Origin of the sequence: Salinisphaera sp. SWV1, assembly GCF_052044155.1 — a bacterium.
Lineage (GTDB): Bacteria > Pseudomonadota > Gammaproteobacteria > Nevskiales > Salinisphaeraceae > Salinisphaera.
In genome coordinates this window covers 78,353-91,597 of the sequence record NZ_JBQDYE010000009.1, presented here as the reverse complement: position 1 = coordinate 91,597, position 13,245 = coordinate 78,353, and the positions used below count along the sequence as shown (strand labels likewise).

Here is a 13,245-nt window from a genome sequence, read left to right as displayed (position 1 = left end):
GTTGGTGGCGGGAAAGCTCAGAGTCCGCTGGCGGGTTGCTGGCGTGGCGGAGTGCTGCGCTCGATCGGTTGTCCGACGGCAGCGGGCGCCTGCTGCCGCGGTCGCTTGATGGTCGGGGAGATCGGCGCACGATCGCCGGCCTGGTCATTGGCCCGGGCATTGCTGCCGGGGTGCGCCGCGATCTCGGCCAGCTCGTTGAGTGCGGCGGGTGGCAGATTGCCGGTCAGCGCATAATCGCGCCCCCGCGCCTGCCAGCGGGCCAGGGCAACGCCGGAGGGCGAGATCATGTCGGGTGCGGCCTGCGTGGTGCCGGACTGCGGGCGTGTATAGATCGTCACCCGTTTGCCGGCCGCATTCCGATATTCATAGGCGGTGAGCGACTCGCCGCCCGCTGTGGTGACGACGTGTCGATCGTTAAAGTGGTAGCCCGCGCGCGACAGATCGGGATGCGCCGGTCGGTTGGGGCTGCGCGCGGCCGTGTTGAGCGCGGGCTGGCGGTCGGCCAGACGCGCGACCTGCTGGCCGAACGTGTCCGGTACGACGCCCGGCGGCGCGGATGCCGACGCCAGCCCGCGCAGCCACCAGCCGCCAGCGGCCGACAGGCCGATCACCGCGACCAGGCCGGCGCCCGCCAGCCAGCTTGCGGGTGAGGCATTGTGGCCGTGCAACAGGCGCGGCGGGATGGGTTCGTCGAGCACCGGATCGTAGCGCTGCGCGAGCGCCAGGTCGTGCTCGGCGTCGCGCGCGGCGCGCTCGGCGATGCGCGGGTTGGCGGTCAGATAGCGTTCGATCGCCGCGGCGCCGGTGATGCGACGGCCGGTGCGGTAGTACATCACGCATTGTTCGTAGTCGATCGCCACGGCGGTTGCGCTCATCCCCGTGCGGCCGCCACGCAGGGCGGGCCTTCGTCGGCCTGCATCAGTTCGTTGAGCCGCTGACGTGCCCGCGACAGGCGCGAGCGGAAGGTGCCGACGCGAATACCGAGCATGCGCGCGCCATCGCGATAGCTGGGCTGTTCGAGCGCGGCCAGCATCAGTATGGCGCGATGCTCGGGCGACAGGCGGTCCATCGCGGCCAGCACGTCGCGACAGTGCAGCCTCAGGCCGTTCGAGGCGCTGCGGTCGCGCGGGTCGAGCCCGAGCGTATCGAGCGCGATCAGCTTGTCGCGGTCGCGCGTGGGCGCGGGGTGGCCGTCCAGATACAGCCGATACAGCACCCGGAACAGCCAGCCGCGCAGCCGGCCGTGCGGGCGCCAGAGATGACGCTTGCGCCAGGCACGCTCTAGCGTGTCCTGCACCAGGTCGTCGGCGGCTTCTCGATCCCGCAGCAGCGCACGCGCATAGCGCCGCAAATGCGGGATCTCGGCTTCGATCATGCCGGGCTCGATCATAGGGCCTCGTTCATAGCGCGCTCGGTCACGGTTCGGCGTGATTCAAGAATCAACGACGATGAGCGCGATCGGTTCCATCACGACGCATTATGGAACCAGGCGGCCGTGGACGCCGTTACATCGAGCAGGCATCGGACAGGCCGCGCCGCGGCCAATCGAGATTCGTTCATGTCCCGTTCCTCGTCACGCATCCATGCGTTCGATTCGCTCCGCGGGCTGGCGGCCTGCAGTGTGATCATCGGCCATCTGTTCATGGTCATGCGGGGCCAGCAGGATGCGATCTACGATCGTTTTTTTCACTGGACCCGCATCGCCAAACAGACACCGGTGGACGTGCTCTTTCAGGGCCATGCCGCGGTGGTGCTGTTCTTCGTACTCAGCGGTTTCGTGCTGTATCTGCTGCTCGCACGCGCGAAGTTGTCGATGCCGGCGTATGTGGCCAAGCGGGTCGTGCGGCTGTACGTGCCCTATCTGGCCGCGATCGTGCTCGGCATCATCGGCGCGTATGCGGTGTCGGGCGATACCCTGGATGGCTTTAACAGCTGGATCAACAAGTTCTGGTCGTGGCCGGTGACCTGGCCCTCGATCGGCGAGCATCTGTTGTTCATCGGCCAGTTCAACGCCGATCGCTACGACTTCACGATCTGGACGCTGGTGCACGAGATGCGGATCTCGCTGGTGTTTCCGCTCATCTTGCTCATGGTGCGCCGCATGCGCTGGTGGGCCGCGCTCATGCCGTTCGTGGTGGCCAGCGCGACGATGGTGGTGCTGCGCCAGCCAGCGGTGCGCGAGAGCATGAATATCGCCGGCTTTGCCGCCCACGGCGGCCTGACCGCCTATGTGCTGACGGTGCACTACATGCTGGCTTTCGCCATCGGCGCGAGCCTCGCGCATCATCGCGAGAGCCTGTTCGCCGCGTACGGCCGGCTGCCGGGGCGTACCCGGATTCTGCTTGGGGTGCTGACCTTCACGCTCTATGTCTACGGCGGCAAGGCGCTGCATATCATCGGGCTGGCGACGATGATGCCCTACGACTGGCCGATGATGGCCGCGGCCGAGCCGGGTTTCCGGCGTGTGCTCGAAACATCGCCCTGTCAGTATCTGGGGCGGATTTCCTACAGTCTGTATCTGTTCCATCCGATCGTGTTGCTGGCAATGCTGCACGGCTTCGCCGGGCGGATGCCGCTGGGCTGGCTGCTGATCTTGACGTTTGTGCTGTGTTTCGTGGTCAGCGATCTGGCGTATCGCACGATCGAGCAACCGGCGGTCCAGCTGTCGCGCGTTGCCGCCGATCGCGCCGGGCGCGCCTATCAGGCGCTGCGGCGACGCATGCGCCGGGCCGAAATACGGCGCTACGGCATGACCGGCCGAATGGGTTAAACTGAGCGGTCAATCCTCGATCTCAACCAACGGTTCGATCGCGATGTCGGAAACGGTGGACAACAACAGCGCGCCGAAGGTGTTCGTGGCCACCTGGGGCTGCCAGATGAACGAGTACGACTCGGCCAAGATGGTCGACGTGCTGGCCAGGAACCGCGGCGCAACCCGCGTGGGCACGCCCGAAGAGGCCGACATCATCCTGCTCAACACCTGCTCGATCCGCGAGAAGGCGCAGGAGAAGGTGTTTTCGCAGCTCGGCCGCTGGAAGCCGTTGAAAGACGCGAATCCGGATCTCGTAATCGGCGTGGGCGGCTGTGTCGCCTCGCAGGAAGGCCACGCCATTCGCGAGCGCGCGCCGTTTGTGGATATGGTTTTCGGCCCGCAGACACTGCACCGGTTGCCGCAGTTGCTGGACGATATTGCGGATAACGGTGCCGGTATCGTCGATATCGCCTTCCCCGAAATCGACAAGTTCGATCACCTGCCGCCGGCGCGCGCCGAAGGTGCAACCGCGTTCGTGTCGATCATGGAAGGCTGCTCCAAGTATTGCAGCTTCTGTGTCGTGCCCTACACGCGCGGCGAGGAAATCTCGCGGCCGTTCGACGACGTGATACTGGAAGTCGCCGAGCTGGCGGCGCAGGGCGTGAAGGAAATCACACTGCTGGGCCAGAACGTCAACGGCTATCGCGGGCCGATGGAAGACGGCTCGATCTGCGATCTGGCGATGCTGGTCGAGTTCGTGGCCGAGATCGACGGCATCGAGCGCATCCGCTATACCACCAGCCATCCGCTGGAATTCTCCGACGCGCTGATCGAGGCCTATGCCCGCGTGCCGAAGCTCGCCAACTATCTGCACCTGCCGGTGCAGTCCGGCTCCAATGCGGTGCTCGAGGCCATGAACCGCGGTTACACGGTCGAGCACTTCAAGGAGCGTATTGCGCGCCTGCGCGAGGTGCGGCCCGATATCAGCCTGTCGACCGACATCATCGTCGGCCACCCGGGCGAGGGCGAGGCCGAATTCGAGGCGACCATGGATCTGGTCGAACAGATCGGCTTCGACGCGGCGTTTTCCTTCGTCTACAGCCCGCGCCCGGGCACGCCGGCGGTCGACATGGCTGACGACGAACCACGCGACGTCAAGAAAGCCCGGCTCAAGCGCCTGCAGGATCGCATCGCCGACTTCAATCGTCAGTACATGGCGAACATGGTGGGCACCACCCAGCGTGTGCTGGTCGAGCGCGAATCCAAGCGCGGTGGCGGCCAGATGGCCGGACGCACCGACTCCAATCGCTGGGTGAATTTCGAGGGCCATCCACGCATGGCCGGCCATTTCGTCGAAATCGAGATCACCGAGGCCTTGGATAATTCGCTGCGTGGCCGCATAAAGATGACAGAGTCGGCGGTCGCGACCGCGGATCCGCCCCCGGGGCTGGCCGCGATCGAGTGATCCCGCGATCGTCCCCATGCGCCGCAACCACGCCGAGGCAATTTGGCCGACAACACCGTAAGAAGGACACTGGAGCTCGAGCCGCTCGACATGGAACGGCTTGCGCATTTGTGTGGACCGCAGGACGAGCATCTGCGCCTGATCGAAAAGACCCTGAACGTGGCGGTGCACAACCGCGGCCATCTGTTCCAGGTCGACGGGGCGAACGGCGCCGCCGAGGCGGCGATCGATACGCTCAATGAGCTCTATGCCGCCACCGCCGGCGGGCCGATCGCGACCGATCGCGTCCACGTCGTCGCGCGTACCGCGGAACAGGAGCGCGAGGATGCGGCCGCGGTCGCCTCGGGCGACGACGAATCGCCGCGCGAGGTGATGATCAAGACGCGCACCGGGCTCGTGCGCGGGCGGGGTCCGAACCAGCGCCGCTATATGGCGCGCATGGCCGACAACGATCTCAACTTCGGCATCGGCCCGGCCGGCACCGGCAAGACCTATCTGGCCGTGGCCGCCGCGGTCGATGCGCTGGAATCCGAGCGGGTACGCCGGCTGATGCTGGTGCGCCCGGCGGTCGAGGCCGGCGAGAATCTCGGTTTCCTGCCAGGCGATCTGGCGCAGAAGATCGACCCTTACCTGCGCCCGCTTTACGATGCGCTCTACGAAATGCTCGGCTTCGACCGGGTCAGCCGGCTGATCGAGCGCCAGGTGATCGAGGTCGCGCCGCTGGCCTATATGCGCGGGCGCACGCTCAACGAGGCCTTCATCATTCTCGACGAGGCACAGAACACCACCGTCGCGCAGATGAAGATGTTTCTCACCCGCATCGGCTTCGGCTCGACCGCGGTGGTCACCGGCGACATGACCCAGATCGACCTGCCACCGTCGAAGCAGTCGGGGCTGTCGCATGCGGTCGGGTTGCTCTCGGGGATCGACAACATCAGCGTGACCCGGTTCGTCGGCCGCGATGTGGTGCGCCACCCGCTGGTCCAGCGCATCGTGGCGGCCTACGAGCGGGATGCCGAGAACGACGGCGGGGCCGGCTGACGGTGATCGATTTCAATCTCGTCGCCGCGCCCGGTGTACGGGCCGAATACGACGAGCAGGCATTGATCGACGCCGTGGCGGCCGTGCTGGACGAGGCGGGCATCGAGCGCGAGCACGATGAGGTCAGCGTGGATGTGCGCCTGGTCGACGAGGCCGAGTCCGCCGAGTTGAACGGCCGCTTTCGCGACAAGCCGCATGCCACCAACGTGCTATCGTTTCCGGCCGATGCCCGACTGCCCGGTTTCTTCGCGCTCGGCGATCTGGTGATCTGCACGCCCGTGGTGGCCCGGGAGGCCGCCGCGCAGGGCAAGACCATCGAGGCGCATCTGCTGCACATGGTCGTTCACGGGGGCTTCCACTTGCTGGGCTTTGACCATATCGGCGACGATGAGGCCGATATCATGGAAGCGGCCGAGCGCCGCGTCATGGCGCGGCTGGGCCATAACGACCCATACGCGGCCTAGCCATCGCCAGGCGCGGATAGCGGCCGGCGATCACACAACACGGATTTGAGGAGGCGGCTCGGGCCGCGTTTACCATGAGCGACGACGACGACAGCGATCAGTCCAGTCGGGGCTGGCTGCGCCAGATCGGCATGAGCCTGGCGGGCCCGCCACGCGATCGCGATGAACTGATCGAGGTGCTGCGCGAAGCCCAGGAGAACGCGCTGCTCGACGTCGATGCCCTGTGGATGATGCAGGGCGTGCTCAAGGTTTCCGAACTCCAGGTGCGCGACATCATGGTGCCGCGCTCCCAGATGGTGGTGATCGACTCGGATGCGGACGCCGCCGAGATCCTGTCGGTGGCCACCGAATCCGGCCATTCGCGTTTTCCGGTGATCGGCGAATCGCGCGACGAGGTGGTGGGCATCCTGCTGGCCAAGGACATGCTGAGCCTGACCGAGTCGGACGGCGCGGATAAAGCCTTCGATCTCACCACTGTGCTGCGCCGGGCGGTGTATGTGCCGGAAGCCAAGCGGGTAAATGTGCTGCTCAAGGAATTCAAGGCCTCGCGCAACCACATGGCGGTGGTGGTGGATGAATACGGCGGTGTGGCCGGGTTGGTCACCATCGAGGATGCGCTCGAGCAGATCGTCGGCGAGATCGATGACGAATACGACCAGACCGAGGGCGCGAATATTCTTCGTCAGGAGAAGAATCGATATCAGGTCAATGCGCTGACGCCGATCGACGAATTCAATCGCTACTTCGGCACCGCGTTCTCGGACGACGAGTTCGATACCCTCGGCGGCCTGGTCATGCACGAGTTCGGGCATATGCCCAAGCGCGGTGAAACCACCATCATCGACCGCTTCCAGTTCAACGTGCAGCGCGCCGATTCGCGCCGGATTCATCTGTTCCAGATGACGGTGTTGCCCGAGGCCCCGGAGTAGGCGGCGGGCCGGGGCGGGCATGGCCGTGATGTCTGTTGCCGTTCCATACAAGACCGCGCCGTTCGGTGTGCCTCGCCTTGACCGGGGCCCGCCGCGGCCGGCGGTCGCTTTTTTGCCTGGCGCGGGCCCCAGGTCGGGCCTGCGTGGCGTGTGCGCCGGCCTGCCGTGAAACAGCAGCCGACCCCGGGCCTTCGTTGCGTTGTCGATTTATTGATCCCGGCCGCACTCGGCGGCCTGGCCACGCTCGGCTTCGCGCCCTGGAATCTGTATCCCGTCACCCTCGTGGCGCTGGTCGGGCTGATTGCGCTGTGGCGCCCGGTCGGGCCGGGCCGGGCGGCCTGGCGTGGCTTTGTGTTCGGCGCGGCGCATTTCGGCACCGGCATCTACTGGGTGTATGTCGCGGTGCATGGGCATAACGGCGCAGCGCTCGCCGGTCTGAGCGTTGCGTGTCTGGTGGCTTATCTGGCCTGTTTCCCGGCGCTGGTGGGGGCCGTCGCCGGCGCCACCCATCGGCTGGCGCCGACGCTCTGGGCGCTGGCCGCGGTCCCGGGCGCGTGGTGCTTCGCCGAACTGCTGCGCGGCTGGCTGTTTTCCGGTTTCCCCTGGCTGTCGCTGGGTTATATCACCATTGCGGCGCCGCTCAACGGTCTCGCGCCGATGGTCGGCGTGCACGGGCTGAGCGCTGCCTTGATGATCGCCGCCGGTGTGCTCTGGCTGTTGTATACCGGCACACTGTTCGCGCGCCTGGTGGCGCTCGTGCTGATCGCGATCCTGCCGCTGGTGGTGTGGTCCGTGCCGTCGCCGGCCCACTGGACCCGGCCGCTGCACAAGACACTGCGCGTGGCGGTGATCCAGGGCAACATCGCCCAGGCCGGCCGATGGCGCCCGGCCACGCTCGGGCCGGCGCTACGCCGCTATCGCGCCATGACACGGCGCACGAACGCGGACCTGGTGGTCTGGCCGGAGGTGGCGATCCCGGCCTCGGCGGCGCGAATTGACGGCTATCTGTCGCGGTTGAACGCGGGCGCGACAAAACGCGGCCAGATGGTGCTGGCGGGGCTGTTCTGGCCCGCGGATCATGGCGGGCGTCGGTACAACAGCTTGCTGGCGCTCGGCATCGGTCAGGGACGCTACGACAAGCGTCGCCGGGTGCCATTCGCGGAAACGATGCCGGGCCCTTCGTGGCTTGCCCGGTGGGTGGCGGGGCCGGGCGGGCGCACGGTTGCCGGGGCGCCCGACCAGCCGCCGATTCGGGTCCACGGCATCGCGCTCGGGGTCTCGATCTCCTTCGAGGACGTGTTCGGGCGCGATATCCGCCGTGAACTGCCGGGGGCCGGGCTGCTGGTCAATGCGACCAACGACGGCCGGTTCGCCGGGACCACGGCACTCGCGCAGCATCTGGAAATCGCCCGCATGCGGGCCCTGGAGACGGGCCGGCCGCTGGTGCGTGCCGCCAACACCGGCATCAGCGCGATCATCGGCTTCGACGGTCGGGTGCTACACGCGGCGCCGGTCGATCAGGGCGCCCGTTTGATCGGCGAGCTTGCGCCGCGCGCGGGCGCCACGCCCTATGTGGTCCATGGCAACCGCCCGTTGTGGTGGGCGAGTGCGGGCGTCGTGCTGCTCGCCCTGCTGGCCAGCGCCGGTCTGCGCTGGCAGGCGTCACGTCGCCGACGGCCGGCGGAAAGACGCCGCGCGTTGCGCGAAAGAGTCTGAAAAACAGGCGGGCAAGGCTGGGTGGGGCGGACAGGTGCCGGCCAAGACATTACACTTGCGCTGCTCTGCAACTGACTCACGTAGGACCGATGGATCGCAGCTACCGTTTCGCCGACATCGAGGCCGACGTCCAGCACCGCTGGGACGAAGCCGACGCTTTTCGCGTGGCCCGCGACGACCGCGAGAAGTTCTATTGCCTGTCGATGTTCCCCTATCCCAGCGGCAAGCTGCATATGGGGCACGTGCGCAATTACACCATCGGCGACGTGATCGCGCGTTACCACCGCATGTGCGGCAAGAACGTGCTGCAGCCGATGGGCTGGGATGCCTTCGGTCTGCCGGCGGAGAACGCGGCGATCAAGAACGGCGTGCCGCCGGCGAAATGGACGCGCGACAACATCGCCGCCATGCGCGAGCAGCTCAAGCAGCTCGGTTTCGCCTACGACTGGTCGCGCGAGATCGCCACCTGCGACCCGTCCTATTATCGCTGGGAGCAGTGGCTGTTCACTAAGCTGTTCGAGCAGGGCCTGGTCTATCGCCGCGAATCGGTGGTCAACTGGGACCCGGTCGACCAGACCGTGCTCGCCAATGAGCAGGTGGTGGACGGGCGCGGCTGGCGCTCGGGCGCGATCGTCGAGCAGCGCGCGATCCCGCAGTGGTTCGCGCGCATCACCGATTATGCCGACGAACTGCTGGACGACCTGGACAAGCTCGACGGCTGGCCGGACGCGGTCAAGACCATGCAGGCCAACTGGATCGGCCGCTCGACCGGCCTGGAGATCGATTTCTCGGTTGCCGGCCAGGACGAACCGCTGACCGTTTACACCACGCGCCCCGATACGCTGCACGGCGCGACCTACATGGCGCTCGCCGCCGACCACCCGCTGGTCGCGGCCGCCGCCGATACCGATGCCGAACTGGCGGCCTTCGTCGAGGAATGCCGGGCCGGCGGTACCGCCGAGGCCGGGCTGGAAACACGCGACAAGAAAGGCTATCGGCTGCCGGTCGAGGCTATTCACCCGCTGTCGGGCGAGAAACTGCCGATCTTCGCCGCCAATTTTGTGTTGATGGGTTACGGCACCGGCGCGGTCATGAGCGTGCCGGCCCACGACCAGCGCGACTGGGAATTCGCCCGCGCCTATGACCTGCCGATCGTGTCGGTGATCGCCGACGAATCCGGGGCGCCGGGGGACGTGACCGCGGCCGCCTTCGTTGACAAGGGCGGGCTGGTCAACTCGGGCGAGGATAACGGCAAGGATTTCGAGACGGCGTTCAACGACATCGCGGACCGGCTGGAAGCACGCGGCGCAGCGCGGCGCAAGACCCAGTATCGACTGCGAGACTGGGGTCTGTCGCGTCAGCGCTACTGGGGCGCGCCGATCCCGATCATTCATTGCGACGACTGCGGCGCGGTGCCGGTGCCGGAAGCAGATCTGCCGGTGGTGCTGCCCGAGGATGTCACGCCCGAAGGCGCCGGTTCACCGCTGCCGAACATGCCGGAATTCGTGAACACCACGTGTCCGAAATGCGGCAAGGATGCCAGGCGCGAGACCGATACCTTCGACACCTTCATGGAATCGTCCTGGTATTTCGCCCGCTTCACCTGCCCGGACGCCGATGCGATGATCGACGACCGGGCGCATTACTGGATGCCGGTCGATCAATACATCGGCGGCATCGAGCACGCGATCCTGCATCTGCTGTACGCGCGTTTCTTCCAGAAGCTGATGCGTGACGTCGGGCTGGCGAAGGCCGACGAGCCGTTCAAGGCGCTGCTCACCCAGGGCATGGTGCTGAAAGACGGCGCCAAGATGTCAAAGTCCAAGGGCAACACGGTCGATCCCCAGGCGCTGATCGAAACCTACGGCGCCGATACCATGCGTTTGTTTTCCATGTTCGCGGCCCCGCCGGACCAGTCGCTGGAATGGTCGGATGCCGGGGTGGAAGGCGCGCATCGCTTCCTGCACCGGCTGTGGCGGCTGGTGGCCGCGCATGTCGAGGCTGGCGTGGTGGCGCCAGCCACCGCGGCGACGGGTGAGGCCGGCGAGTTGCGCCGCAAACTGCACGAGACCATCGCCAAGGTGGGCGACGACGTCGGCCGGCGCTATACCTTCAATACGGCGATCGCGGCGATCATGGAACTGGCCAACGCGCTGGGCCGGGTCGACGACGCGCCCGAGCCCGAGCTGCAGGCCGTGCGCCAGGAAGCCCTGGAGGCGATCGTGCGCATGCTCGCGCCCATCACGCCGCACGTATGCGATGTGCTCTGGCGCGCGCTCGGCCGTGACGGGCTGCTGCTGGACGCGGCCTGGCCGGTCGCCGACGAGGCCGCGCTGGTGCGCGATACGCTCACGCTGGTGGTGCAGGTCAACGGCAAGGTCCGCGCCCGTATCGAAGTGCCGGCCGATGCCGATCGCGATACAGTGGCCGAGACCGCGCTGGCCGAGCCCAACGTGGTGCGTCATATCGAGGGCAGGGACCTGAAGAAAACCATCGTCGTGCCCGGCAAGCTGGTCAATCTGGTGGTCTGAGCCGCGATGGATCGCCCAAGCAGAGAGCACGAATAATGGGTCACGTTTGCTTATCCGCCACCATTCGCGCTCGCGCCGCCCGGGCGAGCGTCATGCTGGCGCTGCTTTCGCTTGCGGGCTGCGGCTTCCACATGCAGGGCGCTTCGCCGTTGCCCAAAGGCATCTCGTCGATGCGCGTGTCATACAGCAATGCCTATCAGGTGGGGGATCCGCCGGTCGTGACCGCGCTCAAACAGCGTTTGCGCCGCCAGCATCTGCTCGGCGACGCCGATGCCCCGGCCCAAATCGACATCGTGAGCGTCGGCAACAGCCAGCGTATCGTCTCGGTGAGCCCGGTCGACGGGTATGCGGCGGAGTACGCGCTCACGACCCGGGTGGTCTTCAATTACAGCGTCCATGGCGCCAAGCAGCTGTCGGGCGAAACGCTATCGGCCACGCGCGACTACAGCGTGTCGGACACCCAGCGGTTGTCGTCCGAGGGCGAGCGCGACCAATTGCTGAATGAAATGCAGAAGAATCTCGCGAACCGTATTCTCGATCGCATCGCCCAGGCCAACGACAAGCTCGGCTCGAGCCGTGCCAAGGGTAACTGAGGCCATGGCGGATCGCGCAACACTGACAGACAGCCCGGTCTCGCCGGCGGATGCCGCCGCGCTTATCCGCGGCCGGCGCACGATCGACCGGTTCAAGCCGGGCCAGGTGCCCGAGGCCGCACTGATTTACGAGGCGATCGAGCTTGCGCGCTGGGCGCCGAATCATCACCGCACCGAACCCTGGCGCTTCTATCTCATCGGCGAGCGCACCAAGGCCGGTATCATCGAGCTCAACAGCCGCCTACTGGCGGCCAGCCGCGGCCCGGACGTGGCCGAAGCCAAGCGCGAGCGGTGGCAGAGCATGCCCGGCTGGCTGGCCGTCAACTGTTGTCCCAGTGACGACCCGATCACCGCGCGCGAGGACTACGCCGCCTGTGCCTGCGCGGTCGAGAATCTCATGCTCTACCTGCACAGCGCGGGCGTCGGCACCAAGTGGGCGAGCGGGGCGGTCACGCGCGAAGCCGCATTCCTCGAACTGCTTGGCGCGCAATCGGGGGAATACTGCGTCGGGCTGGTCTGGTACGGTTATGCCCAGCGGCGCCCCAGGTCCCAGCGCCAGTCGGTCGATCACATCGTCCGCGCGCTGGACTGAAGCCGACGGCGGCGATTCGAGTTCCGCGTCAAAGGGCATTGCAAAAACCCCGAGACAGATATAGAATTGCGCGCTTTCGCAGCCCGGGTCGCTGGTCTCCCGCTACGGCTTGCGACCTCCTACGGTATAAGAGTTGCAATGAAGACGTTTTCCGCGAAGAAAGATGAGGTGCCCGGCGACTGGTACGTCGTGGACGCGACCGACAAGACGCTCGGTCGACTGGCCTCCGAGATCGCTTTTCGCCTGCGCGGCAAGCACAAGCCCGAATATACGCCGCACATGGATGTCGGCGACCACATCGTGGTGATCAACGCCTCGAATGTGAAGACGACGGGCAAGAAAGCCGAGCAGAAGAAGTACTACCGGTTCACCGGGTATGTCGGCAACCTGAAGGAGATCACGCTCGGCAAGCAGATGGCCAGCCATCCCGAGCGGGTCATTGAGCACGCCGTCAAGGGCATGCTGCCGAAGGGGCCGCTCGGCCGCCAGATGTTCCGCAAGCTGCGTGTCTATCCGAGCGCCGACCACCCGCACACCGCACAGCAGCCGCAGACGCTGGAGATTTAAGACATGGCAACCGAACAGTCGTACGGCACCGGCCGCCGCAAGACCGCTTCCGCCCGCGTGTTCATCAAGCCGGGCTCCGGTCAGATCACGGTCAACAAGAAGACGCTGGACGAATACTTCGGCCGGCCGACCTCGCGCATGATCGTGCGCCAGGCGCTGGAAGCCACCGAGTCGACCGACCGCTTCGACATCACCGTTACCGTCAACGGCGGCGGCCCGAATGGTCAGGCCGGCGCCATCCGCCACGGTCTGGCGCGCGCCCTGGTCGACTACGACGAAGGCATGCGCCCCGCGCTGCGCGCGGCCGGTTATCTGACCCGCGACGCCCGCAAGGTCGAGCGTAAGAAGGTCGGCCTGCACAAGGCCCGCAAGTCGCCGCAGTACTCCAAGCGCTAGCGACGGCTGCCGGCTGGCTGCGTTACAATACGCAGCCAGCCACTCCAGGTTACTGGGGATTCGTCTAATGGTAGGACTACGGACTCTGACTCCGTCAGTGGGGGTTCGAATCCCTCATCCCCAGCCAGACCAAAAGCCCGCCTTCCGGCGGGCTTTTTTTTGGTCTGGCTGGGGATGAGTATCTGGTTCGAGCCCCTCG

Annotated in this window: 13 protein-coding genes and 1 tRNA gene; 12 read left to right on the top strand and 2 right to left on the bottom strand. The window is 66.3% G+C overall.

What is annotated here, in order from left to right; translation table 11 throughout:
* Positions 1–17 precede the first annotated feature (17 nt).
* Together ACS8YF_RS06500 and ACS8YF_RS06495 are read right to left on the bottom strand one after the other, a co-directional pair.
* Positions 18–875, bottom strand: coding sequence for a hypothetical protein (locus ACS8YF_RS06500; RefSeq protein WP_440849407.1), 858 nt, complete (start codon positions 873–875; stop codon positions 18–20).
* Positions 872–1,390, bottom strand: coding sequence for an RNA polymerase sigma factor (locus tag ACS8YF_RS06495; protein WP_440849406.1), 519 nt, complete (start codon positions 1,388–1,390; stop codon positions 872–874). The genes ACS8YF_RS06500 and ACS8YF_RS06495 overlap by 4 nt, the downstream gene beginning before the upstream one ends.
* Before the next feature lie 168 nt (positions 1,391–1,558).
* Between ACS8YF_RS06495 and ACS8YF_RS06490 the strand changes: the two genes are divergently transcribed.
* From ACS8YF_RS06490 to ACS8YF_RS06435, 12 genes are all read left to right on the top strand, one after another.
* The gene (locus tag ACS8YF_RS06490; RefSeq protein ID WP_440849405.1) at positions 1,559–2,770 is read left to right on the top strand and encodes an acyltransferase family protein; all 1,212 of its coding nucleotides are present in this window, start codon (positions 1,559–1,561) and stop codon (positions 2,768–2,770) included.
* A 43-nt stretch (positions 2,771–2,813) separates the two neighbouring features.
* Positions 2,814–4,217 carry a tRNA (N6-isopentenyl adenosine(37)-C2)-methylthiotransferase MiaB gene (miaB, locus tag ACS8YF_RS06485; RefSeq protein WP_440849404.1) on the top strand — a complete coding sequence of 468 codons (1,404 nt, stop codon included), beginning with the start codon at positions 2,814–2,816 and terminating at the stop codon, positions 4,215–4,217.
* 42 nt (positions 4,218–4,259) lie between these two features.
* Positions 4,260–5,258, top strand: a complete 999-nt coding sequence (locus tag ACS8YF_RS06480; RefSeq protein ID WP_440849403.1) for a PhoH family protein — start codon at positions 4,260–4,262, stop codon at positions 5,256–5,258.
* A 2-nt stretch (positions 5,259–5,260) separates the two neighbouring features.
* The gene (gene ybeY, locus ACS8YF_RS06475; RefSeq protein ID WP_440849402.1) at positions 5,261–5,722 is read left to right on the top strand and encodes an rRNA maturation RNase YbeY; all 462 of its coding nucleotides are present in this window, start codon (positions 5,261–5,263) and stop codon (positions 5,720–5,722) included.
* A gap of 74 nt (positions 5,723–5,796) precedes the next feature.
* Positions 5,797–6,651: an HlyC/CorC family transporter gene (locus ACS8YF_RS06470; RefSeq protein WP_109994025.1), complete on the top strand. Its 855-nt coding sequence runs from the start codon at positions 5,797–5,799 to the stop codon at positions 6,649–6,651.
* Between the two features lie 165 nt (positions 6,652–6,816).
* A complete protein-coding gene (gene lnt, locus ACS8YF_RS06465) occupies positions 6,817–8,367 on the top strand; it encodes an apolipoprotein N-acyltransferase (RefSeq protein WP_440849401.1) in 1,551 nt (516 codons plus the stop codon).
* Positions 8,368–8,456: 89 nt separating this feature from the next.
* Positions 8,457–10,898 carry a leucine--tRNA ligase gene (gene leuS, locus ACS8YF_RS06460; protein WP_440849400.1) on the top strand — a complete coding sequence of 814 codons (2,442 nt, stop codon included), beginning with the start codon at positions 8,457–8,459 and terminating at the stop codon, positions 10,896–10,898.
* Between the two features lie 92 nt (positions 10,899–10,990).
* Positions 10,991–11,491 carry an LPS-assembly lipoprotein LptE gene (locus tag ACS8YF_RS06455; RefSeq protein ID WP_440849399.1) on the top strand — a complete coding sequence of 167 codons (501 nt, stop codon included), beginning with the start codon at positions 10,991–10,993 and terminating at the stop codon, positions 11,489–11,491.
* 4 nt (positions 11,492–11,495) lie between these two features.
* Positions 11,496–12,083, top strand: a complete 588-nt coding sequence (locus ACS8YF_RS06450) for a nitroreductase family protein (RefSeq protein WP_440849398.1) — start codon at positions 11,496–11,498, stop codon at positions 12,081–12,083.
* Between the two features lie 138 nt (positions 12,084–12,221).
* Positions 12,222–12,650: a 50S ribosomal protein L13 gene (gene rplM, locus ACS8YF_RS06445; protein ID WP_109994030.1), complete on the top strand. Its 429-nt coding sequence runs from the start codon at positions 12,222–12,224 to the stop codon at positions 12,648–12,650.
* A gap of 3 nt (positions 12,651–12,653) precedes the next feature.
* The gene (rpsI, locus tag ACS8YF_RS06440) at positions 12,654–13,046 is read left to right on the top strand and encodes a 30S ribosomal protein S9 (RefSeq protein ID WP_440849397.1); all 393 of its coding nucleotides are present in this window, start codon (positions 12,654–12,656) and stop codon (positions 13,044–13,046) included.
* 53 nt (positions 13,047–13,099) lie between these two features.
* Positions 13,100–13,173 (top strand) — tRNA-Gln (locus tag ACS8YF_RS06435).
* Positions 13,174–13,245: the final 72 nt, after the last annotated feature.